Source organism: Ruegeria sp. AM5 (assembly GCF_056540645.1).
This window is the reverse complement of record NZ_JBQFXC010000001.1, coordinates 345,170-370,024: the sequence shown is the minus strand read 5'-3', so window position 1 is coordinate 370,024 and position 24,855 is coordinate 345,170. Positions and strand designations below refer to the sequence as shown.

22 protein-coding genes are annotated in these 24,855 nt (G+C 57.0%); 11 read left to right on the top strand and 11 right to left on the bottom strand.

The genetic code is table 11. The annotated features are described in order from the left end of the window. Window positions 1-4 precede the first annotated feature (4 nt). From ACR0AH_RS01855 to ACR0AH_RS01845, 3 genes are all read left to right on the top strand, one after another. A complete protein-coding gene (locus tag ACR0AH_RS01855) occupies window positions 5-1,189 on the top strand; it encodes a vWA domain-containing protein (RefSeq protein WP_480590080.1) in 1,185 nt (394 codons plus the stop codon). 161 nt (window positions 1,190-1,350) lie between these two features. Then, complete coding sequence (locus ACR0AH_RS01850) at window positions 1,351-3,114, top strand: hypothetical protein (RefSeq protein ID WP_480590078.1); 1,764 nt, start codon at window positions 1,351-1,353, stop codon at window positions 3,112-3,114. 84 nt (window positions 3,115-3,198) lie between these two features. Next, a complete protein-coding gene (locus ACR0AH_RS01845; protein ID WP_170693574.1) occupies window positions 3,199-3,888 on the top strand; it encodes a M48 family metallopeptidase in 690 nt (229 codons plus the stop codon). 68 nt (window positions 3,889-3,956) lie between these two features. Here ACR0AH_RS01845 and ACR0AH_RS01840 read toward each other — a convergent pair whose 3' ends face one another. From ACR0AH_RS01840 to ACR0AH_RS01815, 6 genes are all read right to left on the bottom strand, one after another. Continuing rightward, complete coding sequence (locus ACR0AH_RS01840; RefSeq protein WP_480590076.1) at window positions 3,957-4,499, bottom strand: RSP_2648 family PIN domain-containing protein; 543 nt, start codon at window positions 4,497-4,499, stop codon at window positions 3,957-3,959. Then, complete coding sequence (locus ACR0AH_RS01835) at window positions 4,496-5,698, bottom strand: RSP_2647 family RNA methyltransferase (RefSeq protein WP_480590074.1); 1,203 nt, start codon at window positions 5,696-5,698, stop codon at window positions 4,496-4,498. Before ACR0AH_RS01835 ends, ACR0AH_RS01840 begins: the two co-directional genes overlap by 4 nt. Before the next feature lie 41 nt (window positions 5,699-5,739). Continuing rightward, on the bottom strand, window positions 5,740-6,012 hold the full coding sequence (locus ACR0AH_RS01830; protein ID WP_170513003.1) for a hypothetical protein: 273 nt from the start codon (window positions 6,010-6,012) through the stop codon (window positions 5,740-5,742). Next, window positions 5,999-8,791: a [protein-PII] uridylyltransferase family protein gene (locus ACR0AH_RS01825; protein WP_480590072.1), complete on the bottom strand. Its 2,793-nt coding sequence runs from the start codon at window positions 8,789-8,791 to the stop codon at window positions 5,999-6,001. Before ACR0AH_RS01825 ends, ACR0AH_RS01830 begins: the two co-directional genes overlap by 14 nt. Beyond that, entirely contained in the window at window positions 8,788-9,177 is a 390-nt protein-coding gene (locus ACR0AH_RS01820; RefSeq protein ID WP_170396632.1) for a nuclear transport factor 2 family protein, read from the bottom strand. Before ACR0AH_RS01820 ends, ACR0AH_RS01825 begins: the two co-directional genes overlap by 4 nt. A 112-nt stretch (window positions 9,178-9,289) precedes the next feature. Next, window positions 9,290-10,213, bottom strand: coding sequence for a hypothetical protein (locus tag ACR0AH_RS01815; RefSeq protein ID WP_170733343.1), 924 nt, complete (start codon window positions 10,211-10,213; stop codon window positions 9,290-9,292). Window positions 10,214-10,560: 347 nt separating this feature from the next. On the opposite strand from ACR0AH_RS01815, the gene ACR0AH_RS01810 reads away from it, so the two are divergent. The 5 genes from ACR0AH_RS01810 (at window position 10,561) to ACR0AH_RS01790 (ending at window position 14,397) form a co-directional block, all read left to right on the top strand. After that, on the top strand, window positions 10,561-10,983 hold the full coding sequence (locus ACR0AH_RS01810) for a DUF2852 domain-containing protein (protein WP_170396606.1): 423 nt from the start codon (window positions 10,561-10,563) through the stop codon (window positions 10,981-10,983). Between the two features lie 66 nt (window positions 10,984-11,049). Then, window positions 11,050-11,481: an RDD family protein gene (locus ACR0AH_RS01805; protein ID WP_170396604.1), complete on the top strand. Its 432-nt coding sequence runs from the start codon at window positions 11,050-11,052 to the stop codon at window positions 11,479-11,481. A gap of 74 nt (window positions 11,482-11,555) precedes the next feature. Then, the gene (locus ACR0AH_RS01800; RefSeq protein WP_170396602.1) at window positions 11,556-12,380 is read left to right on the top strand and encodes an arginyltransferase; all 825 of its coding nucleotides are present in this window, start codon (window positions 11,556-11,558) and stop codon (window positions 12,378-12,380) included. A gap of 6 nt (window positions 12,381-12,386) precedes the next feature. After that, window positions 12,387-12,794 (top strand): VOC family protein, encoded by a 408-nt coding sequence (locus ACR0AH_RS01795; RefSeq protein WP_170396600.1) that lies wholly within the window; start codon window positions 12,387-12,389, stop codon window positions 12,792-12,794. A 244-nt stretch (window positions 12,795-13,038) separates the two neighbouring features. Then, complete coding sequence (locus ACR0AH_RS01790; protein WP_480590069.1) at window positions 13,039-14,397, top strand: dicarboxylate/amino acid:cation symporter; 1,359 nt, start codon at window positions 13,039-13,041, stop codon at window positions 14,395-14,397. Between the two features lie 53 nt (window positions 14,398-14,450). On the opposite strand, the gene ACR0AH_RS01785 is transcribed toward ACR0AH_RS01790, so the two are convergent. From ACR0AH_RS01785 to ACR0AH_RS01775, 3 genes are all read right to left on the bottom strand, one after another. Next, complete coding sequence (locus ACR0AH_RS01785; RefSeq protein WP_170396596.1) at window positions 14,451-16,805, bottom strand: TRAP transporter large permease subunit; 2,355 nt, start codon at window positions 16,803-16,805, stop codon at window positions 14,451-14,453. Between the two features lie 17 nt (window positions 16,806-16,822). Continuing rightward, complete coding sequence (locus tag ACR0AH_RS01780; RefSeq protein WP_170598117.1) at window positions 16,823-17,749, bottom strand: TRAP transporter small permease subunit; 927 nt, start codon at window positions 17,747-17,749, stop codon at window positions 16,823-16,825. 117 nt (window positions 17,750-17,866) lie between these two features. Further along, complete coding sequence (locus ACR0AH_RS01775; protein WP_170396967.1) at window positions 17,867-18,949, bottom strand: TRAP transporter substrate-binding protein; 1,083 nt, start codon at window positions 18,947-18,949, stop codon at window positions 17,867-17,869. 246 nt (window positions 18,950-19,195) lie between these two features. On the opposite strand from ACR0AH_RS01775, the gene ACR0AH_RS01770 reads away from it, so the two are divergent. Together ACR0AH_RS01770 and ACR0AH_RS01765 are read left to right on the top strand one after the other, a co-directional pair. Continuing rightward, window positions 19,196-20,629 (top strand): cache domain-containing protein, encoded by a 1,434-nt coding sequence (locus ACR0AH_RS01770; protein ID WP_170646315.1) that lies wholly within the window; start codon window positions 19,196-19,198, stop codon window positions 20,627-20,629. Beyond that, window positions 20,629-21,276, top strand: coding sequence for a response regulator transcription factor (locus tag ACR0AH_RS01765; RefSeq protein WP_170396590.1), 648 nt, complete (start codon window positions 20,629-20,631; stop codon window positions 21,274-21,276). The genes ACR0AH_RS01770 and ACR0AH_RS01765 overlap by 1 nt, the downstream gene beginning before the upstream one ends. A 74-nt stretch (window positions 21,277-21,350) precedes the next feature. On the opposite strand, the gene ACR0AH_RS01760 is transcribed toward ACR0AH_RS01765, so the two are convergent. Together ACR0AH_RS01760 and ACR0AH_RS01755 are read right to left on the bottom strand one after the other, a co-directional pair. Next, complete coding sequence (locus ACR0AH_RS01760; protein WP_480590067.1) at window positions 21,351-21,737, bottom strand: bleomycin resistance protein; 387 nt, start codon at window positions 21,735-21,737, stop codon at window positions 21,351-21,353. Window positions 21,738-21,779: 42 nt separating this feature from the next. After that, on the bottom strand, window positions 21,780-22,625 hold the full coding sequence (locus tag ACR0AH_RS01755; protein ID WP_480590065.1) for a HalD/BesD family halogenase: 846 nt from the start codon (window positions 22,623-22,625) through the stop codon (window positions 21,780-21,782). A 425-nt stretch (window positions 22,626-23,050) separates the two neighbouring features. On the opposite strand from ACR0AH_RS01755, the gene ACR0AH_RS01750 reads away from it, so the two are divergent. Further along, window positions 23,051-24,802, top strand: a complete 1,752-nt coding sequence (locus ACR0AH_RS01750; protein ID WP_170733348.1) for an acetolactate synthase 3 large subunit — start codon at window positions 23,051-23,053, stop codon at window positions 24,800-24,802. The last annotated feature ends 53 nt before the right edge of the window (window positions 24,803-24,855 follow it).

Sequence of the window (24,855 nt, the reverse complement as noted above, 5' to 3'; positions counted from 1 at the left end):
AACGATGTTCCTGCCCTTCTTCGAAAACCTCCGAAACGCGGGCATTCCCGTATCTCTGCGCGAGTACCTGACGTTTCTGGAAGGGATGAAAAAGGGCTTGGCGACATACGATGTCGAGGCGTTTTACTATCTCGCCCGCGTTTCGATGGTGAAAGACGAGCGCAACATCGACAAGTTCGACCGTGCCTTTGCCGCCAGTTTCGAAGGGTTGGGTGAAATCAGTTTCGATCAAGTACTCGAGGCGGTCGATATTCCTGCCGAGTGGCTTGCAAAGATGGCCGAAAAGCACCTGTCGGATGAAGAAAAAGCCGAGATCGAGGCGCTTGGTGGCTTTGAGAAGCTGATGGAGACGCTACGCGAGCGCCTCAAGGACCAACAGGGTCGCCATCAGGGCGGTAACAAGTGGATCGGCACCGCGGGCACCTCACCTTTCGGTGCCTATGGCTACAACCCCGAAGGCGTGCGCATCGGCCAGAAAGAAAGCCGCCATCAGCGTGCAGTAAAGGTCTGGGACAAGCGCGAATTCAAGAACTTAGATGACACTGTTGAACTGGGCACCCGGAACATCAAGGTTGCCTTGAAACGCCTGCGCCGCTGGGCGCGTGAAGGTGCAGCGGAAGAGCTTGATCTGGATGGAACGATCAGGGCTACGGCTGAACACGGATATCTGGATGTCAAAACCCGACCCGAACGACACAACGCCGTCAAAGTGCTTTTGTTTCTGGACGTGGGCGGATCGATGGACCCGCATATCAAGGTCGTCGAAGAACTGTTCTCAGCGGCCCGAACCGAATTCAAACATCTGGAATACTACTACTTCCACAATTGCCTCTATGAAGGCGTCTGGTGCGACAATCGCCGCCGCTGGGATCAGCAAACTCCGACGCACGAGGTCTTGCGCACATACGGGCCGGACTACAAATGCATCTTTGTCGGCGATGCCTCGATGAGTCCCTACGAGATCGCTTATCCCGGCGGTGCAAATGAGCATTGGAATCAGGAATCTGGCCAAGTCTGGCTGGGCCGTGCACGCGAACAGTGGACATCGAACCTGTGGATCAATCCAGTGCCTCAGAAGTATTGGGAATATACCCATTCGATCGGCATGATCCGTGAGATATTCGAAGATCGCATGGTACCCATGACGCTGGCGGGTTTGGAACAAGGTATGCGGGAACTGACGCGCTAGTCACCGTCGGAGTCCTGGTTAACTCAGAAACCGGAAACAATAGGCCTAGTTTTCAGAGATATTCGCGTCAAAAGCACCACCAAAGAAACAATCTCGGCAAAATTCCCTGCCTCTCTCGAATTCGTGATATACGACAAAGGGATTGAAGCTGGGGGGCTGAGATGACCATTTCAAAACTACGAAATATCCTGACATCTGTTTTGACCATTACAGCGTTCGCAATTGCATCGGGTGCGACCGCGACATTGGTACTTTCCCCTGACGCCGCTTATGCCAAGAATGATAATGGCAATGGAAAGGGCCGCGGCGGCGGCAAAGGTAATTCTGGAAAAAGCAACGACGGCAACAAAGGTGGCGAAAAGGGAAAATCCGGCAAGACTAAGGGTGCCAAAAGCGCGGGTAAAGATCCCGGCAAGGCCAAGTCCAAAACGCGCCGCGTGGAAAAGGCTTTCGGGTTTAACAAGAAGCAAAAGGCAAAACACCACCGGTCAGCCAAAACCTCTGCTAAAGCTAAGGGACGGAACGGCAAGGTACAAAAGACCACACTGGCGGGCTTTGGAAGAGAGTTTAAACGCGATGTCGAGCAACTATTTGGCAAGCGTTCGCCGGTAAAAACCAAGTCAAGCGCGAACCGGGTAAAGAAATCGTACCGCAAGGCGTCGGTTGCTCCGGTTGAGTATTCCCCGCGACCTGTTGCTCGCACAGATAATAAAACCAAGCACTATGACGATAAAAAGCCCAGCAAGCGTCGCTACCGCGACCCGCTTGTTGCGGCGATCACCGATCCCGATGGCTCGGACAAGCTGCGTAATCTGAATGCATCCAAGGCAGCGGCCCCGGCGTTCCGCAACGCCTCACCCAACAGCAATGTCGGCAAGATCGCAACTTATCAGGCGGCGGCGGAAACCTATTACGACCTGCGCGAGGACCTCTATGAGGCGCGCCGTGAACTGCGTGATCTGAACGAAGACTACGATGGCCGCAGCAGCGAAGACATCGCCGATGATATCGCCGCGCTTGATCCTACGGATCCGGACTATGATGACAAGCTGAGTGCGCTTGAGGATGAGCTGCGCGATGCTGAAACCTACGAGGAGGCGCGCGACGATCTGCGCGCGGATGTGAGGGATCTGAGATACGAAACCCGCGACGCGTTGCAAGATGCGGAGGCTGCCTTTTATGACGCTTCGAAAGGGCGGACATTGACCAAGGCGACGCTGGGCGAGTTCCACGGCAATCTCGATCTGCCACAGCCAAACTACCGGCACAAGGACTGGGCAACGATCCAGCCGGTGTCTTACGATCCTGACGGCTACCGCTATTCGGATGATAAGAAGTTCTATGATGAAACCGACTATCAACTGCGCTACGACAAGCCATATTCCGATCGCAAGAAGGACCGCTACCGCTATTACCGCGACCCGCTTGTTGCAGCGATCACCGATCCCGATGGCTCGGACAAGCTGCGTAACCTGAATGCGTCTAAGGCAGCAGCCCCGGCGTTCCGCAACGCCTCGCCCAACAGCAATGTCGGCAAGATCGCGACCTATCAGGCTGCAGCGGAAACCTATTACGACCTGCGCGGTGACCTCTATGAGGCGCGCCGTGAACTGCGTGATCTGAACGAAGGCTACGATGGCCGCAGCAGCGAAGACATCGCCGATGATATCGCCGCGCTTGATCCTGCGGATCCCGACTACGATGACAAGCTGAGTGCGCTTGAGGATGAGCTGCGTGACGCTGACACCTACGAGGAGGCGCGCGACGATCTGCGCGCGGATGTGAGGGACCTGAGAGTTGATGCTCTGGTCGCAGAAAAGGAAGCTGAACGCGCATTTTTTGAGGCCTCGAAGGGCACAGTTTTGACCAAGCAGTCCCTTGCCGAATTTCATTCGAACCTGCACCTGCCCTCGCCAAGCAGGTAGCGCTGGTTTGAACCGCACATCTGATCGGACGTGAAGGGCGAGTTACCGCTTGCCTCCTCGGGGCGGGCCGCCCATATCTAACTCATGCTTCGATTAACCCCGATCCTGTTGGCCATAGCTTATGCCGTTGTGATGTACCGGATTTCCGTCTGGCGCACGCATCGTGAACTGGACGCGAAATCGACCGAGCTTGCAGACCCTGCGCTCAAACGCATGACGGACCGGCTGGCTGCAGCTTTGGAAATTGACCGGGTCCCGGTCTACATCTACGAGATTGATCCGGTGAATGGTCTGGCCGCGCCCGACGGGCGTATCTTCATCACGCGCGGGTTCTATAGAAAATTCCGCAATGGCGAGGTTTCAGCCGAAGAAATGGCAAGCGTAATCGCGCATGAATTGGGCCATGTCGCGCTTGGCCACGCACGGCGGCGGATGATTGATTTCTCGGGCCAAAACGCGCTGCGCGCTGCCTTGATGATGCTATTGAACCGCTTCATCCCCTTCATTGGTGCCTGGATTGCGAACATGCTGACCCATCTGCTGGCTTCCCGCCTGTCGCGGAGTGATGAATATGAGGCCGATGAATATGCGGCCGCGCTGCTGACCAAGGCAGGGATCGGTATTGGTCCGCAGAAATCATTGTTCCACAAGCTAGAGGATCTGACGCAGCAGCGTGCGGGCGTCGTACCCGCCTGGTTGATGAGCCACCCCAAGACGGATGAGCGAATTGCGGCGTTGGAGGTTTTGGAACAGAAGTGGGGTTCTGGTGGCTAGATCGGGAGCGAGGGGCCAGCCCCTCGCGCTCCCCGAGATATTTATGGCCAGATGAAGAGGATCCGGTACTACGCTGTGAGGGCCTTGCCCAGGCGCGGCAGGCGGGCTTTTTTCATTAAGCTGCGCAGAGTCCATTGATCGCCGGACAGGCGGTTAGCTTCGGCAAGGACAGTGGTGGCGATCTGCGTCAGACCCTCTGGGTCCGACAGCCAGAATTCATGCAGCAGCCCGTCGGGGTCGCGCCGATCAAGCCCTTCCTCGGCCAGAATATTCTTGGGAAAGTCCTTGGCATTGACGGTGACAACGACATCCGCTGAGCTTGTGACCGCCGTAGCCAGAACGTGGATGTCGGCGGCATCCGGTAACCAGAGGCGTTGTTCAACACCGTGGTTGGCGGGTTGCTCGGCATTGGGCCATTGGGCCTGAACCAGCGCGATTTCGGCGCGTGCCTGCGCCTCTCCCTCGGGGCCGAGCTTGCGGGCGGCACGGGCCCATTCTTCGAGGATACGCATCGACCAGACGGGCGTGAAATGGCCAAGCCGCGCAGCACCCAGCAGCATCTCTCGCATCACTGTCGGATAGATGACGCAGGTATCCAGAACCGCTTTCACAGGCGGTAGAACACAGCTTTGAGGTAACCGCTTTCTGCCAGCTGCGGCAGTTGCGGATGGTCTGGCCCGGCAAATCCCGTGTGGATCAGCTGGGCCTGTCGCCCTGCCCGTCCGATCCCGCGGGATGAGGCGTCGCGGAAGCGGCCCAAATCAGCGGCGTGAGAACAGGAACATAGGCCAAGATACCCGCCCGGCTTGACCAGCGGGGCTGCCAGACGCGCAATACGCTCATAAGCGCGCAGGCCAGCGTCTAATGCTTGTTTCGAGGGGGCGAAGGCCGGGGGATCACAGATGACGACGTCGAACGACGCACCCTCTTCGCCCAGCTTGGTCAGTATATCGAAGGCATCGCCTTGCCGCGTTTGGAAGCGGTCTATAAATCCTGAGGCCTCCGCACCCTTCGCCGCCAATTCGAGCGCCGCTGCCGAGCCGTCAACGGACAATGCCTGTGCTGCGCCGCCCGCCAGCATGGCCAGACCAAAGCCTCCGACGTGGCTGAATACATCCAGCACCTGCGCCTCGGGGTGAACCAACTTGGCGGCAAACGCGTGATTGGGGCGTTGGTCATAGAACAGGCCGGTTTTCTGTCCACCAGTCAGGTCAGCCATGTAGGTTGCGCCATTCATTGGCACCGGCAGAGGCTTATCGGGCGCGATGCCGCGCAAGGTCAGATTGGTGTCGTCCAACCCCTCGAGCACACGCGTGCGCCCTGAGGCGTTCTTCAGCACGGTGTCGACCCCGGTCACCTTGACTAGCGCGTCGGTCAGAGATTCAAGATGTGCCTCAGCCCAGGTTGCGTTGGGTTGGATCACGCAGGCGTCTCCGAACCGGTCGATGATCACCCCGGGAAACCCATCCGCCTCGGCATGGATCAGGCGATAGTAAGGCGCATCGAACAGTCGCTCGCGCATCTCAAGCGCGCGGCGCAGACGGGTTTCAAACCAGTCCGCATCCAACTGCGCGTTAATGTCGCGATCCAGCACCCGGCACATGATCTTCGAGACCGGATTCACTGCGACCAGAGCGATTGGCGCGCGCTTCTCGTCTTCCAGCACAGCCAAGGACCCCGGCCCGATTTTGCGGGTCCGGCGGTCGGTGACGATGTCATTGGCATAGACCCAGGGAAACCCGTGGCGCAGGCCACGCGCATTGGCCTTGGGTTTCAAACGGATACGGGGGCGATCAGCTGTGGTTGTCATGGCGCCCTCATAATCGTGAATGCGCGTGGGTGAAAGCCCCGTTAACGGTTGCGCTTGCGCCAGCCGCCACGACGCTTGGGGGCATGGGCCGCCTGCAAACCCTCGGTCAGGACCTGCGTCATCGGATGATCAGCAGCCTGTTCCGAATAGACTGCGTGCAGGTTGGTCAGAGCCTGATTTTGGTCAAGCTCTCCGGGCAGGCTCAGCGCCCAATCCAGAAAGATGCTGCGACACTCGGGCAAGGTGATGCCTTCAATGCGATACGCCTCGCGGATCAGGCCTTTGTGGTCATTCGGATCATCACTGCGTGCCATCTTCAACCCCTCCGACAACTGCGCCGATCAACGAGGCCGCAGTGCTGTAATTGTCTTGCAACGCGGATTGCAGCTGTTCGACCTGATCGAACCCGGTCGCCCGACACAGAAAGGCCGTACCGCCTTCACCGATCTTGTCGGCCTCGATCACCTTTCCCGACAGCAGACGCGCCGCACATTGCACCGACCAGCATAAATCGTAACAACCCTTCAGGGTTTGCGCCTGCGCGACATCCAGCAGCCCGACAGCGACCGCCCCATCCAGACCCGAATGGACATCGCGCTGGGGCAATCCGGCCAGCAATGCGCCCGTCTCTGCCATCAGTTCGATATCCATCATGCGGCCCGGCCCATTCTTTGCGTCCCAAACGCCCGCTGGCGCTTTTGCGCCGGCCAGCCTTTCGCGCATCTCGGCCACTTCTTTCAGCACTTTGTCACGGTCGCGCGGTTGCGACAGGAAATCGGCGCGGAAGTTTTCGATATCCTCGGCCAGACCGGCGTCGCCTGCGACGACATGGGCGCGAGTCAAAGCAAGGTGTTCCCACACCCAGGCCTCATTCTGCTGATAGTTGGTGAAGCTGGCCCAGCTTGTGGCCACCGGCCCCTGATTGCCCGACGGGCGCAGACGCATGTCGACCTCATAAAGCCGTCCCTGCGACATTGGCGCGCTGAGCGCCGTGATCAGTGCCTGGGTGAACCGAGCATAATACGTCCGCGTCGCCAGCGGGCGAGGACCGTCGGACATATCCTGATCCTGCGGGTCATAAATGACGATCATGTCCAGATCGGATTGCGAGTTGATGCGCCCTGCCCCAAGTGACCCCATGCCCAAAACCGCAGCGCCGCGCCCCGGCACCGGTCCATGCTTTTTGGAGAACTGGTCGACAACGCAGGGCAGAACCGCCGCAATCACGGCCTGCGCGAGTTCGGCATATTGCTGCCCGGCCTGCGCCCCATCGATCAGTCCGCGCAGATGATGCACACCGATGCGAAAGTGCCACTCCTTGCACCAGCGACGTGCGAAATCGAGCTGTGTTTCATAGTCGCTTTCCTCTGCCAAGGCCTGCGTCAAGTCCGACTGCAAGGTCGCCTGCCCGGGCCAATCGCTGAAGAAACTGCCACCAATCACCGCATCAAAAACCGAGGCGTTGCGCGACAGATGGGTGGCGAGCGCATGTGACGTTCCAACGATATCGACCAGCAGATCGATCAGATGCGGGTTCGCCTCGAACAGGGAAAACAGCTGCACTCCGGCGGGTAATCCCGCCAGAAAACCATCCAGTGCCAATAGCGCTTCGTCGGGTTTCGCAGTTTTTGCCAATCGCGCCAGAAGTTCCGGCCTGAGCCGCTCGAATATCCGTGCACCACGCTGCGATCGAAGCGCCGGATAAGTCGGCCAGCGAGCCAGCACACCCTTGTCAAACTCAACCTCCTGAAGCGGCACGGGTACCGCGCCTGGTCCAGGGGCGAAGAACCCTTCGGTCAGTTCGTGCACTTCGGTCAGGCGGCGGGTCAGTTCGGCGGTCAATTCGGCGCTGCTGATCCCCATCAGGCACGCGACCCGTTCGAAACCGTCCTCTGAATTTGGCACCTTATGGGTCTGTGCGTCGTGCACCATCTGGATGCGATGCTCGACCTCGCGGTGGGCGCGGTAGTGGTCAGTCAGTTTCTCTGCGACGTCTTCGGGCACCCAGCCCTTCGACGCCAACGCCGCCAGACCGGGAACGGTACCCCGGACGCGAAGGTCGGGATCACGTCCGCCCGCGATCAATTGACGGGTCTGAGTAAAAAACTCGATCTCTCGAATACCGCCCTGCCCCAGCTTCATATCGTGGCCGGGAATCGAGAGACTTCCGCCCGTTCCCTTGTTCTCGCGAATGCGCAAGCGCATGTCATGGGCGTCTTGAATGGCGGCAAAATCCAGATGCCGCCGCCAGACGAACGGGCGCAATGCATCAAGGAATCTCTGACCTGCCGCGATGTCCCCGGCGCAGGGGCGTGCCTTGATATAGGCCGCGCGTTCCCACGTGCGCCCAAGGCTTTCATAGTAGCGCTCAGCCGCTTCCATCGCCAGACACACGGGTGTGACTGCCGGGTCCGGGCGCAGTCGCAGATCGGTGCGGAATACATACCCATCCGCCGTCTTGTCGCTGAGCGTGGCACAGAAATTCCGCGTGGCGCGCACCATTCCCTGACGGGCTTCATAGAAATCATCGGGATCGAAACGGGTTTCGTCGAACAGCACGATCAGATCGATATCCGAGCTATAATTCAGCTCATATGCGCCCATTTTGCCCATCGCCAGAATGACCATACCAGCTGCGGTTTCGACATCATTCTCGGTCATACCCGGCAGCTTGCCGCGCCGGATCAGCGCGGCAATTTCGGCCTTCGCTGCCACATCTACGGCCAAAGCGCCAAAGTCAGTCAGCGCAGCAGTTACCTTTTCCAACGGCCACGCACCCGCCAGATCGGCCAGCGCCGTCAGCAAGGCCATGCGCCTCTTCGCTTGCCGCAAACCGGGTTTCAACTGATCCGACGGCAGCGCGCGCGCCGCGTCCATCAGTTCCGACAATGCCTGCTCCGGTTGCTGCAACGCGTGTGGCAACCAGTTCCTTTCTTGGTCAATCAACCCTTTCAGGTAGGGGCTAGAGCCCGCAGTTCCCGCGATCAACTCCCCCTGCTCGGCAGTCAAATCGGGCAGCGCCGCGCGTGTTTCGTCACCCAGATCGGTATGAAAAGCGCGCGGCAAGCGGTTGATAACAAGAGGCTGGCTCATGACCGTTCCAGTGGCGTGTCCTGGCTGAAACTGTTGATCCAGACATCGTGACGCCGCTCCCATAGGGATGAGATCAGCATCGCCTCCCATTCCTGTGCTTCGGGGCGTAGATAATCTGCCCTGTATGAGAGCAAGACCACATCCGCCGATAAGACGCGCAACCTGGTATCGCTGAGTTCATATTGCGCCATCGTAGGCGCATCGGCGAACTGGCCAACATGATCGTCGCGGTTGGCAAAACCCGTTGGATACACGCCCAGAAAATCGGGGCTCAGAAGTGCCCGGTCGGCCTGTGCATTGCCTTCAACCAGCGCAGTCCATACCTGTTTTTCCAGCGAGAGGATCTGATCGAGTGACGGTGGGCTGGTGTTTTCAATATCTTCCATTTGCCTATGACTTGTGACGGCCGAAAATCAGATGCGGCCAGCGCACATGATCGGACAGAGTTGGCTTAGCCCTGTCCGATTGAACAGCAGAAAGGGCCTAATGTCCAAATCGTTATAGCCACTGATCCACTGGCGGCAAATCGAAAGTGAACGGATTTTCAATCCCCTGCCCGGCCAAATCCCACTCGTCATAGTGCTCGTCTTCACGAAGCTGCAAAAACACCGCCTCAAGCTGATCGTTCAAACTCACCAACTCGTCCCAGGCGTCACCCATATGAGCCTGAAACATCGCCAGTTGTTGGAACAGGCCATCTGGCAGAGGGCCAAATTCCACACTCCCCAGATTGCGAGCTGGGAAATACATATCCTCTTCAAACTCAAAAAAGCGCGACATTCCGTGGTTAAAGTCAATTTGGCCATCGAACGAGACCGCAGCAAATACTTCATAAAGACCGGTCTCATTCATTTCGAGCTCGAACGACACCTCAAAACTCAGCGCAAAATCAGAAATACCGTTTTGATGAAGCTTGCCTGCGATCTCGACGACCTCGTAATAGCCGAATGACGCCAGAACCAGATCGCCATTTGCATCGACCCCATGCACATCGAACATCTCCCCCTGTTCGCTGGCTATAGACAGATGCTGAAACTGTGCTGCTTGACCAATGTGAACGCCCTCAAATCCAAAGGCGGACCGGGCCTCGTAAGAAACAGGTATGGCCGTTCCATGCATGCTTATGGTTTCAAGCGCGACTTGCTGTGTATGGTACAGCTCCGAAATGAGCGTGGCGCTTCCGCGTGTCGCGATCTCGTGGTTCACCATCAAAAGACTGAACTCAACCTCGTGAGACCCAGCGCCCTGATACGCGCTGACCGTGCTGTCGATCATCCCGTCCCAAAACCCGCGCGGTTCGAAATCCGGCAGATCTTCTTTCCCTTCGAGATCATGGGGATCGAGGTTCAAAAAAGGCAAATCGACTTGATCAATCGATCTAGATACGCCGCCTTGCGAAGCTAGGCCTGGTTCGGTCGACAAGATGAAACTCTCCTCTGGCCCGAACGGCCAATGAGTTGTGTTCACAACATTCATTTCCGCGACCTCCCTTGATTGCTCCTCGGAAAACTATGTATGCAGCCATTGCGCAAACCCTATGGAAGGGTTTGATTATTAAGCGTTCTTAATGAAACGTTTAACCGATGGGCTGCGTCGCTTGGCCTGAATTACTGAGACGCAAATCCGCCTTACCCCGCTGATTGATCCGCCCGGTTAGACGCTGGTTTCCGAAAAATGTAAATCTTTTTCACATACCCCCTTGCAACCACCTATCCCCCCTCCCATCTTGGTAATGTGAAAAGCATTTACATCCTAGCTGGAGAGAGCACATGACCGCATTGTCCGACCACGCCGTTCCCCAAAATCCGGGATGGCTGCACCGAAGCGAAGCCTGGCTTGATAGCAAGGGAAAAGGCGCCTGGATCGCCGCAATGGTCCTTGGCTTTATCTTCTTCTGGCCCATCGGCCTGGCCTTTCTTGCCTATATGATCTGGAGCAAACGCATGTTCAGCAAATCCTGCAGCCGCCGTTCGTCGTGGAACAGCCACATGAGCGCCATGAAACCTTCGGGCAACAGCGCGTTTGACGCCTACAAGGCCGACACACTGGCGCGTTTGGAGCGTGAACAGAAAGACTTTGAGGCGTTCCTGCACCGCCTGCGTGAAGCCAAGGACAAGGCCGAGTTCGACGAGTTCATGGATGAACGCGCCCGCGATAATCGTGATGACGAAAACGGCGAACAACCTGCCTAATCGTGGCTTGCCCTGTCCCCCCCCATCGGGACAGGGTGTTTCTGCACAAAACCCGGATTACAGTCTATGTCTCATCTGCCTGACCCCGACAGCCAACCCGAATTCTACCAATCCGTAGCGACCAAGCGCTTTTTCGCGTGGCTGTTCGACATCGCCTTTATCTCATTGCTCTGTACAGTTGCGATTCTGCTGACCTTTGGCATGGGCTTCTTCATATTGGCGCTGATCTACGCAGTCATCAGCTTTGTCTATCGCGTCGTTACCATCGCCAACGGCTCGGCCACACTGGGGATGCGCTTCATGGGGATAGAGTTGCGTGACGCCTTTGGCGCCCGAATGGATACGGGGAAAGCCATTGCACATACGGCAGGTTACTTTGTCAGCATGGCGATCCCGGTACTACAGATCATTTCGGTCATCATGATGATGACCAGCGCCCGCTGTCAGGGCCTGACCGATGCCTTCCTCGGCACCGTGATGATCAACCAGCGCGCCTAAAAACACCTGAGTGAAACACTTGGCTGCGCCAAAAACCGTTGCTATCATCGGTTCCGAGGAAATGCGGGACCTTCATGCGACACACGCTGCCAATTGCGCCACAATTCTATGTGACGGCACCCCAGCCCTGCCCTTACCTTGAGGGCAGGATGGAGCGCAAACTGTTCACCGCCCTACAGGGGGAAGGTGCGGATCAATTGAACAATTGCCTTTCGCAACAAGGATTTCGCCGCTCGCAGAACGTTCTGTATCGCCCGTCCTGCACCGACTGCGCCGCCTGTCTATCTGCCCGTATCGATGTGTCAGCCTTTCAGCCAAGCAAAAGCCAAAAACGGGCCCACAAGCGCAATTCCTACTTGATCCGACGTGCAACATCGCCCTGGGCAACGGATGAACAGTTCGACCTGTTCCGTCGGTATCTGGACGCGCGCCATGCGGATGGCGGCATGGCCGATATGGATGTCTTCGAATTCGCCGCGATGATCGAGGAAACCCCGATCCGCAGCCGAGTCGTAGAATATGCCGATCCCGAAACCGGCGAGCTGATCGCCGTCAGTTTGACCGATGTACTGGATGACGGGCTGAGCATGGTTTACTCATTCTACGATCCAGAGTTCCAGCAAAGCTCGCTGGGCACTTACATGATTCTCGACCATATCGAGATCGCGCGCGAGGCTGGGTTGCCCTATATTTATCTGGGCTATTGGGTGCCCGGCAGCCCCAAGATGGGGTACAAGGCCAAATTCGCGGGCTTGCAGGTCTATATGCAGGGTGAATGGCAGCGAATTAAAAATCCCGAGCAGTGTGACCATACGGCCCACCACCCCCTATCGTCGGCCCCGATTGCCGAGCAGGTGGCCAACATCCAACTGCCTGACCGCCACCCCACCAAAGGTTAATCTATCATGCGTCAGAGCCTTCATGCGGTGACGCTGGTCGTCCCGGATTATGACGCAGCGATCGCGTTCTACACCAAAGTGCTGTGCTTTACTCTGACGCAGGATATTGATCTGGGCGATGGTAAACGCTGGGTGCGGATCACGCCTCCGGGCTCGGATGGTGCTTCGTTGTTGCTGGCCAAGGCGGTGGGCGCGGAACAGATTGCATCGGTCGGCAATCAAACCGGTGGGCGCGTTGGCTTTTTCCTCGAAACAGATGATTTCTACCGCGATCACGCGGCGATGCTGGAAGCAGGCGTAGGATTTGAAGAGCGCCCGCGCCATGAACCCTATGGAATTGTCGCCGTCTGGCGGGATCCTTTCGGAAATCGTTGGGATTTGATCGAATTTTCAGCACCTGTATCGACAAAATAAATACATTTTTTTCATCACGTTAAACTACCTTCCGCCATGCTGCGCCCAATTGTTAAGCAATCTTAATCGACCTTCCCCCGCCCGTGCGATTGAAAGTTGACGCATGGTCACCAAATTAGCCGCACTTCTAAACGTCCAGCCCAAACCTGAAACCCGCAGCTCAATCAGACGCTGACCGGGCTGGCTTTATTGTCGCTACGGCAGGCCTCCCACCCTGTCGCAGAGGTTCTGAAGGAGGGGGAAAATGACATATGCCGCACGCCGACTGATTTCGGCCACGCTGACGACCCAGATTCTGGTCGCGCTCGCCTTGGGCTCGATCTTTGGTCTGGTCTTGAACTATCTCGATATCGCTGCGCTCAACGCAACACTTGTGCAGGGTGTGCTGTCCATGTTTGGGCAAATGTTCCTTAATGCACTTCAGATGCTTGTTGTGCCGCTGGTTGTGTTCTCACTGCTGTGCGGCGTTGTCGGCATTGGCGATGTCAAATTGCTGGGCCGTGTCGGAGGGCTGACCTTCGTTACCTATCTGGCCACCACCGCCTTGGCCGTGACAACTGCCTTGATCTTTGCGGGCCTCATTGGGCCGGGCACAGGATTCACGAGCCTGCATCTGGCCGGTGACAGCGTAAGCGTCGCCAACCCACAGACCACTTGGGAAATACTGGCAAACATCATTCCCAAGAACCCGATCAACGCGTTGGCCAATGGTGAGATGCTGCAGATCATCTTCTACGTAATGGTCGTTGGTATTGCAGTGCTAATGATGGGCAGCCGCGCCAAGGCCTTTGTGGAAGGCTGCGAGTTCATGAATGAACTGGCGATGAAGATCGTCAATATCGTCATGGCCTTCGCCCCCATCGGCGTCTTCAGCCTGATTGCCAAAACCTTTGCGATGGAGGGCTTTGGCTTATTCGGACCGGTGATCGGCTATCTGACCACGATCAGCCTGACGCTGGTATTCCATCTGTGTGTCACGTTGATGGCGCTGCTGTATTTTACGACCGGGCTGAGCCCTCGGGTATTCCTGCGCAAGATGCGCTCGGCGCAGGTGTTTGCGTTCTCGACCTCAAGCTCGAACGCGACAATTCCGGCCAGCTTACAATGCGTGACTCAGCGCGTCGGCGTTGACCGTTCCGTGGCGTCGTTCGGTATTCCCCTAGGGGCGACGATCAACATGGACGGCACCGCAATCATGCATGGTGTGGCGACGGTATTTCTGGCCAACGCATATGGCATCGATCTGGGGTTGAGCGGTTATCTGACCGTGATTTCAATCTCGGTTCTAGCCTCAATCGGCACGGCAGGTGTGCCCGGTGTGGGGATAGTGATGCTGGCGATGGTTCTGAACCAGTTGGGTATGCCGCTGGAAGGCATCGGCATCATTCTGGCCGTCGACCGGATCCTCGATATGATGCGGACGGTAGTGAATGTCACTGGCGATGCGGTGGTGACCACCATTGTCGGGCAAAAGGTCGGCAAGCTGGACAAGGCCACGTTCGACAATCCCAATGCCGGACTTGTCGAGACCACAGACCTTGCAATCGATCATGCCACTGAAGCGGAGTTTGAAAGGCTGACACACCCACAGCCGAATTCCTGAAAAACAAACGGAGGCCCTAATGGGCCTCCGTATTCGTCAGTCTAAGCGACAGATCAGTTCGGGATCAGGTCAGGAACGATGGTTACAATCGACGGGAAGAACCACAGGATTGCGATGCCCACAACCTGAATGATCACGAACGGTATGATGCCGCGATAGATGTGGCCAGTGGTGACCTCTTTCGGCGCAACACCCCTGAGATAGAACAGCGCAAATCCGAACGGAGGCGTCAGGAACGAGGTCTGCAGGTTCACCGCCACCATGATGGTCACCCATTTCGGATCAAACGATCCGCCATAGATCACGGGGCCCACGATCGGGATCACAATGTAGATGATCTCAAGGAAATCCAGCACAAAGCCAAGAATGAACAGCACCAGCATCACGATCAGGAAAACCGTGAATTCATTATCAAAGCTGCGCAGGAACTGCTGGATATAGTGCTCTCCACCAAAGGAAATCACCACCAGGTTCAGCAATTGCGATCCGATCAGGATGGTGAAGACCATTGATGTCACCTTGGCCGTCTCGCGCACCACCGGTGTCAGAACCCCGCTTGAGAACAAAACCCAGCAGCCGTAGATCAAGCCGAACAGCGCATAGAGGTAGGCTGAATAGGCGATGATGAACGCGATCCAGCTTTCGACCGAAACATTGCCCTGATTGATGCGCAGATCGAAGTTCACACCCATCACCAGAGCGATGATCACCGCGAAGGTCGACCAGATGATCACTTTGCCCGACCGGTTCTGATCCTGAAGTTTCCGATAGGCCGCTAGCATGATCGCTCCACCCGCCCCCAGTGCCGCAGCCGGCGTAGGGTTGGTGACACCGCCAAGAATCGAACCCAACACCGCGATGATCAGCACCAGCGGTGGGAAGACCACACGGATCAGATCATTGGTCGCGCAACGGGCGGCAGCTTCTTTGCACCCATGCATTGCGAGCGCAAAAGGTATGGCGAGTATCAGGAACGTAGCCCCGGACGAAGTCGTTGGCGCGATCAGCAACACGTCGACCAACAGCATCAGCAACAGGCCAATCGCTCCGACGATCAGAGGCTGCGGCGCTTGCGACGGTGCGATTCCGCGACCCAGTACCAGTGTCAGACCCAGCAGTACCACAATCACGGCGACACCGTTGCCAATTGGCGCTGCAGCGGCGATCTTGGCCTCTTGCGCAGCAGCCAGTTCCTCTTCGCTCAGACGCTGGGCTTCGGACGAACCACCTGCTTCGTCAATCGCTTCCTGCTCGGCCACGGCCTGGTCCCAGGCTGATTGCCCATGCAGTTCGATCATCGAAGCCTTACACTCTTCGGACACGTTCGTGCGCAGCGAGGCGCCCTGCCCGATATCCGTAAATGCCGAGACCGAGATGTTCTGGCTGCCAATCACTCCCGCGCTTCCCAGAAGCACCGCGCCAACAATCAGAGCAACCGGAGCGCCCAGCAGCCAGGTCAGCCCTTCCGAGCGCGTGATGGTTTCACCCGAGCCTCCCGACAATTCAACAGCCGGGGCCTTTTCCGGGTTCAACAGCGCATAGCCAAAGGCATAGAGCGCATAGAGCAGCGCCAACATGATCCCAGGCAGCAGCGCGGCCTGGAACAGTGTACCCACCGAAACAACTGCAGGCTCGCCCAGATAGGTCAGTGCGTCGGTGCACCCGGCCTCAACCGCGCGTGTTTCCTGCGCGGTCGAATAGAGGTCACCAGCCAGTGTACCTAGCAGAACGATCACGATGGACGGTGGAATGATCTGCCCCAACGTACCCGAGGCCGCGATCACACCTGTCGCCAATTCCGGCGAATAGTTGTTCCGCAGCATGGTCGGCAGGGCCAACAGTCCCATGGTAACAACGGTCGCGCCGACGATTCCGGTCGAGGCAGCAAGGAACGCGCCCACGACCACAATCGAGACCGCAAGGCCACCGGGCAGCGGGCCAAAGACGCGCGCCATCGTGGTCAGCAGGTCGTTTGCAATTTTTGAACGCTCCAGCGTGATGCCCATCAGAACGAACATAAGCACCGCCAGCAGCGTCTCGATCGACTGCCCGGCCAGAACACGTTCGTTCATGCGGTTCACGATGAAGGAAACATTCCGGTCCAGCGCGGTTTCCCAGCCTTGTACAAAGACCGGCTCGGCGATCCTTGGCAAATCCGGGTATCGGAACACGGATATCACGTCAGGTTTGACGCCAGAATTCACCACGTCGCGGTAGGCTTGCGAGCCGGTGTCGATCGCCTGGTGGATCAACAGTCCGGCACTATCCAAAGCAGCGATAATCCCGAACGAAATCACCCCGGCCCCACCGATGGCAAAGGCCACGGGGAAACCCGAAAGAATGCCTCCGAAGAGGCAGAAAAATACGATAATGAGGCCTATCTCGACGCCATCAAGTCCGAATAGCATTGTCTGGTTCTCCGTCCCTAATGCGCGCCTTCGTAGGCTTCTTCACCCTCGCCAAGGCTGTCCTTGTCGAGGTATTTTCCTTCACTTTCCGGCCCTTCCACGTATTCCAGATACGAGCGATACAGGAACGCAATCGCGTGCAGGAACACCATGGCGGCAAAGACCACCAGCAGGATTTTGAACAGGAAGTAGGCGTTGAACCCGTTAGGACTAAACCCGATGGTTTCCACGTTCCAACGCAGCGCTCGGGACTTGGCCACAAGCCTATCCAGCGTGTCACTGGCCGAGGGTTTCGGCACGATCAGGTGCCGCCACATGAAGTACCATCCATACATCCAGGTCAGAACGGCCATGGGCATCATGAACAGAACCGCCCCGCACATATCAACGACGCGTTTGGCCTTGTGACTGATGCCCGCATAGATCAGGTCAACGCGCACATGGCCGCCCTGCACGAATGTATAAGTGCAGCAGAGGCAGACAACCATGGCGTTGTAGAGTTTAAGTTCTTCGGCGAACCAACTGATATCCATTTGAAAAGGTATACCCAGCCCAAAGGACATATCCGGCCGTGTGAACACCCGCTGCATGAATACGATAACGATCTGCTGAATTACCATCAGCAATCCCGCCCACGCAAAGAAGCGGCCAGTGGTATTGGCGAAGCCCTCGAGCCCGCGCACCATTCCCCACATGAAGTTCCGATAGTAAAGACCAATGGCCGTCAGCACCAGAAACAGCGCGAAGATCACGAAGAAGAACTCGACAGACCCGCCATAATAAACAAAGCGCATGATTGCTTCTTTGTTCGACCAGTCCAGCCAGAGCTGCGGATGCGTGATGGCGTATCCGAAATTATAGAAGGCTTCGGCAATGTTCTGAATGAACCAGACCAGTCCATTCCACAGGGCGCCGAAGAACGAGATACCGTTTTCGTCCTGCATGTTGTCCCCAGGTCGCATCGGTTGCACGTTTGGTTATGACGGCATGTCCGGGCCGCTTATGTGCAACAGGAAAGGCTCCCCCGCTGACGGGGGAACCGATTGCATTGAGCGGATTGCTTAGCCGCGTACGCGGTCACGCTGCGAGGTGTAGACACCCGACGACAGGTTGTTCCATGCCGACGATGCTGCCATCGACTCCATGGCGCTGTCGTGAATGCGCTTGAACAGCTCATCACCCATGTTTTCATCCAGAACTTCTTGGCTGGCTGCGCCAAACGCGTCCCAAACGCTGTCCGGGAATTCCATGACCTTAACACCACCGGCCTGCAGACGCTGCAGCGCTGCACCGTTGTTGGCCAGGAATTGTGCCAGGTTCCACTGGTGGCACTCGGCAGCTGCGATCTCGATGATCTTCTGCTGCGCGGCGGACAGGCTGTCATAAACCTCGCGGTTTGTGGCCAGCGACAGACCCGCACCCGGCTCATGGAAGCCCGCGGTGTAGTAGGTTTTGGTGATTTCCTGGAAGCCCGCTTTTTCATCAGCCCAGGGACCGATCCACTCGGTTCCATCAATAGCACCGGACGACAGCGCCTGATACACTTCCGAACCCGGAATGTTCTGAACGGATGCGCCCAGTTTGCCCAGCGCCTTGCCACCCAGACCCGGCATGCGGAATTTCAGGCCGTTAAAGTCTTCGGGGCTGTTGATCTCTTTCGAGTACCAGCCACCTGCCTGCGCGCCAGTGTTACCGGCCAGGAAGGATTTCAGGCCGAAGATTTCGCCCAGCTCATCATGCAGCTCCATGCCGCCGGCATGGTAGTACCAGTTCACCAGTTCCTGCGCGGTCATGCCGAACGGAACAGCGGTGAAGAACGCATAGCCCGGGTGCTGACCCACAAAGTAGTAGTCTGCCGCGTGGTACATATCGGCCTGTCCGGACGATACCGCGTCAAACACCTCAAAGGCACCAACCAGTTCACCAGCGGCTTTGATTTCAACGTTCAGGTCGCCATCCGACATTGTGGTAATGCTGTCGGCGCAACGCTGCGCGCTGTCGAACACACCTGCGAGGCCACGGCCCCACGAGGTGACCATAGTCAGCGTGCGCTTGCCTTGCGCATAGGCGGGCGCTGCCAGCGTGGTGGCTGCAGCGGCCGAGCCGCCCAGTGCTGATGTTTTCAGAAACTTACGACGATCCATATGAGTGATCCTCCCCTTCATATTCATTCCCCGGGTGATGCCGGGTCGATCGTTTCTAGTGCGCGTTAGCCTAGTTCCACACACATGAATGTGAATACCTACTACTACGTAGCCAGTCGGGTTTTTCCACATTCAAAAGCACAAATCCGGTTGATTTTAACCGCTCGCGCCCAAATCACTGTGGCCGAGCAATGTGTTCTTCCAAATTTTTTGCAATTTGCCGGCAGCTTGCGTATCGATTCGAACATGGGAGGAATCCGGAACCTAATCTCGCTAACCTATGCGCAAAAACTGTCGCTGGTTGCCGCAATCCCGCTGATCGCAGCGGTTGCGGCCATTGCAATGGTGGTCGCTTATGAATCGCGCGCGACCGCCGAGAGTGAGATACAGGCCCTCGAGCGCCGCCTGATCGAAGCCAAAAAAGAAGAGCTGCGTAATTACGTGACCCAGGCGCGGAACGGGTTTGCCTATATTTACGGTCGCGCCTCCCCGGATGACGAAATCGCAAAAAACCTCGTGACCCAGATTCTGTCGGCGATGATTTACGGCAAGGACGGGTTCTTCTTTGTCTATGACTATGACGGCAACAACCTCGTCAGCCCGCGCCAGACCGAATTCATCAATCGCAACTGGGCCGATCTGACCGACAGCGATGGCACCCCGATTGTGGATGAGTTTATCACGCTCGCCCGACAGGGTGCAGGCTGGCACAGCTTTATGTGGCAAAAACCATCGACCGGTGAAGAGGCTCAGATGATCGCCTATGTTGTTGGCCTGCAGGACTGGCGCTGGGTGGTGGGCACGGGTGTGTTCATCGATGACATCGTCGCCACCGTCGCCAATGCCCGGGCTGAGGTTGAGGCGCGCGTGCAGCGAACCTTCCTTTATATCGGAGGCATTGTTCTGGCCGCTGTTCTGATCGTCTTTGCCTCGGGCATGTTGCTGAACTTCCGCGAACGGCGGCTGGCTGATGCCAAGCTTAAGGAACTGACACAGCGGGTACTGGACGCTCAGGAAGAAGAGCGCGGGCGCGTCGCCCGCGAATTGCATGACGGCATCAGCCAGATTCTGGTTGGCGTACGCTATGCACTGGACAACGCCCGACGACGTCTGATCCGCGGGGACGACGTGTCGGCGCAGGAACCATTGCAAACAGGTATCGACAATCTGGCAACCGCCATCACCGAGGTTCGCCGCATCAGCCGCGACCTGCGTCCGGGTGTTCTGGATGATCTGGGGCTTGGGCCAGCGCTCAAGGCTTTGACCGACGATTTCAGTGAACGCACGGGTATTGAAACCGATTTCTCAACCGTGGTGTTCCGAAACCGATTGGATCAAGACAGCAAGATTGCCCTCTACCGTATTGCGCAGGAAGCCCTGACCAATATCGAGCGCCACTCGGGAGCAACCCGTGTTACCATTGACCTGCGGGGTCATAAGAAAGGCGCCACGATGCGGATTACGGACAATGGTCGCGGGTTGCGGAACGAACCAGGCCATGTCAGCACCGGAATCGGGCTACGCAACATGCAGGAACGGATCGAACAGCTTGACGGCACTTTACGCATCCTCTCATCGCGCGGCGGGCGTAGCGGCACCGTGATTGAGGTCAGCTTGCCGCTCAGTCATATGCTGCCACCACAGGAAGACCCAACGCCAAAACGAAAGGCCGGTATCTGATGTCCGACTCAATCATCCGGGTCCTTATTGTCGACGATCATCCCATGGTCGCCGAAGGCATTCAGTCTCTGCTGGAAAGCTATGATGAGATCGAAGTTGTCGGCACACTTTCCAACGGACAAGAAGCTGTCGATCGAGCAACCCACCTGCAGCCGGACGTGATCCTGATGGATCTCAACATGCCCGGCCTGAGCGGGTTGAACGCCACCGAGATCATTTTAGAGCGCCTGCCCAAAACCCGCGTTCTGATCCTGTCGATGCATGACAGTCCCGAATACATCTCAACCGCGCTCAGCCACGGCGCCAAAGGCTATATCCTCAAGGACGTTCCCACCGAAGAGATCAAGCAAGCCATCGATGCAGTGATGCGGGGCGAGCGGTATCTTTGTACCGGGGCCAGCGGCTCGCTGGAGCCCAAGGACGGCAACACGCGCGAGGCGCTGACCGGCCGGGAACAGACAATCCTGCTGGAATTGGCGCAGGGTAAATCCAACAAAGAGGTGGCACTGGCGCTGGACATTTCGGTGCGCACAGTTGAGACGCATCGCAAGAACATCAAGCGCAAACTTGGCATCTCCTCCACCGCCGGCTTGACCCGCTATGCCCTGGAGCATGGCGTCCTGCAGGGCACCAGCCCCGGGCTATGACCGCAGCGCGAAACGCGCTGCCCGGCCCAACCGAAGGAGATGTGCCAACGGCACATTGAAGTCGGGCGGGAGCACTACCCGCTGCCGCGTTCACTGATATCTTCACCAAAGAACACCAAAGTACCGTCTTCATCGAGGACATGAAATTCGCGCTGCTGATAGGGCTGATCGAATGGCGGGCGCACCCGCCCTTCAGGCAGCTCCTCCAACCTGGGGCGCAGGCTTTCGAACAGGCTGTCGATTCCTTTGACGTCAACATAGAACGACTGCTCATCCCCCAATGCGCGCCCATCCTGACGCGGTGGACTTTCCAATAATCGGATCGCCACAGGATCACGGCGCAAAAAGGCATAATTGTCCTGCCTGAATGTGCAGGAAAACCCAAGCCGCCGAGTGTAGAACTCAATCTGCGCGTCCAAAGAAGAACAAAGGACAAATGGTGTAAGTTGTAATATCTGCATCAAAACAGCCCTTTCCAACCTCGGGCCCGAGATTAGCACATATCAGTCAAGCAGTTGATCACCCCGCAACCCTTCACGCTCATAATGATGCGGCAGCACACGGCCATAGAGTTGACGGGTCCGCTCCACCCCACCACACATGCCTTCGGTTTCGACAAACGAAAAGATACCAACATAGCGTTTCCGTTGTCCTTCGACCTGCGCAACCCGGTGCAAGGCATAGCGCCCCTTGAAAATCTGCAGGTCACCCGGTTGCAGTTCCAGTTGGTGTACACCCCTCCTGCTGCCATCCAAAATCGCAGCGACGCCCTTGAAATTCTCGTCTTCACTGGTCCGCAGATTGGGTGCGTATTCGAATGCACCGCCCTCCTCGCCATTCTGGATTGCCAGCGTCACGGTGTAATTATTGGTGTCAAAATGCCACGGAAAGCCGCCTCCCTTCTCGACCACATTGATGATCACATCCGCCAACGGGTCATCATATCGGAAGAACCGATCCTCCGGCTCGTTCAAAGCCATGCGGATGAAAGGCATGAAACCTTCATACTCATAAATACGCCGCAGCGGGCTTGTGACAGGGAAGTTGTCAGCCGGAACAAAGGCGTTGGATCGGTCATAAAACCGTCGGATTGGATGACCGATCCCGTAACTGGGATCATCCTGCGTAAAATAGGCATTCGTGCGATTGAACGATCGATGCGCTTTGGGAGCGACGTGATCGGCCTCAGCGATCAGTTTCCCAAGGCCATCTTCGTGCACAAAGCCGGGGAGGACCGCGCATCCATCAACTTCCAGGTCCCGCCTCAGGTCCGCGATCAGCTGCCTGTACCCGTATGAATCAGGCCGATCGATCGGATAGCGCCCCAGATCCACAAGATCGTGCAGCATGTCTGACCTCCCGATTTAGCGCTGTTTTCACCAGCCTGCCTCAGCATCGGGCGCTGCTCTGGTCTGTTTCAGACATAGGCCTGACGCAATCAGACCACTGTTGATCGCCCGATCGCACGCCAATTTACGGCGAATTTTCGCGGATATTTCTCGATCTGCGTCATTTTGCGCAACAAAATATCAAATCCCACAAGCCCGGACTTACAATATTTTTGTATTTGCCTGTTGACGCCCCTTCCCCTCAACCATAATGTCCCTGCACGCAAAGAAGGAGCCTCTGGCGATGAAAGCGCTAGTCGTAATCGTAGGAAACACGCGCATGGGCCGGTAACGGTAAACCATAATCGAACCCATGCGCCTCCGAAAATCTCGGGGGCTTTTTTTTGGCAACACGCAAGACACATGTCGCGAACGGAGCAAAGCAGATGACACGTGAGATGACCGGCGCAAAGATGGTTGTTCAGGCCCTCAAGGATCAGGGCGTGGACACGGTATTCGGATACCCAGGTGGCGCCGTCCTACCGATCTATGACGAGATCTTTCTGCAAAATGACATCCGTCACATTCTGGTACGGCATGAGCAAGGTGCGGTACATGCTGCCGAAGGCTATGCCCGCTCGACCGGCAAGCCGGGCGTTGCCTTGGTCACATCCGGTCCTGGCGCGACCAATGCCGTGACCGGCTTGACCGATGCGTTGTTGGATTCAATTCCGATCGTTGTTCTGACCGGTCAGGTTCCGACCTTCATGATTGGCTCTGACGCCTTTCAGGAAGCCGACACCGTGGGCATCACCCGCCCCTGCACCAAGCACAACTGGTTGGTGAAGGATACCGACTCGCTGGCGGCGACTATGCACGAAGCCTTCCATGTGGCCACATCGGGTCGCCCCGGCCCCGTGCTGGTCGATATTCCGAAGGACGTTCAGTTTGCCTCGGGAGAGTATACAACGCCGAAACCGTCAACTTCCCATTATCAGCCGGTATTGAAAGGCGATTTGGAAGAAATCACGGAACTTGTTGCAGCAATCGAGACCGCGAAGAAACCAGTCTTCTATACCGGTGGTGGCGTTATCAATTCTGGTCCAGCTGCCAGCCAGCTGCTGCGCGAACTGGTGGATGCAACCGGCTTTCCGATCACTTCGACTCTGATGGGGCTTGGGGCCTATCCGGCCTCGGGCGAAAACTGGATCGGCATGCTTGGGATGCATGGGCTCTACGAGGCCAACATGGCGATGCATGATTGCGATCTGATGATAAACATCGGCGCGCGATTTGATGACCGTATCACCGGCCGGATCGATGCGTTCTCGCCGAACTCAATCAAAGCCCATGTAGATATCGACCCGTCGTCGATCAACAAAGTTATCCGTGTCGACATTCCAATAGTTGGCGATGTTGCCCACGTGCTTGAGGATATTCTGAAAGTCTGGAAAGCACGCGGTCGCAAAACAGACGCTGCCAATATCAAGCAGTGGCAAGACCAGATTAACGAATGGCGCAAGGTCAACTGCCTTGCCTTCACAAACAGCGAGAAGACCATCAAGCCGCAATACGCGCTGCAACGGCTTGAAGAGCTGACGAAGAAATACGACCGCTATGTCACAACCGAGGTTGGACAGCACCAGATGTGGGCGGCGCAATACCTGGGTTTTGAAGACCCCAACCGCTGGATGACCTCGGGCGGTCTGGGCACCATGGGCTATGGTTTCCCCGCCTCGATCGGTGTGCAAATGGCACATCCCGATGCGCTGGTCATCAACGTGGCCGGTGAGGCCTCGTGGCTGATGAACATGCAGGAAATGGGCACGGCCGCGCAGTACCGCCTGCCCGTGAAGCAGTTCATCCTAAATAACGAGCGGCTGGGAATGGTGCGCCAATGGCAAGAGCTGCTGCACGGCGAACGCTATTCGCATTCGTGGTCCGAGGCCCTGCCCGATTTCGTTAAACTCGCAGAAGCTTTCGGCGCAAAGGGTATTCTTTGTTCCGACCCAGCTGATCTGGACGACGCGATCATGGAGATGATCAATTACGACGGTCCGATCATCTTCGACTGCGTGGTCGAAAAGCACGAGAATTGCTTCCCGATGATCCCATCGGGCAAGGCCCACAATGAGATGCTGCTGGGCGAAGCCGAAACGCAAGGTGTTATCCAAGCTGGTGGAGCTGTGCTTGTTTGAGCACCGCTTTGCCACATCTAGGTCAAATGCCGGAGCTAAGGTCGCCGCACGTG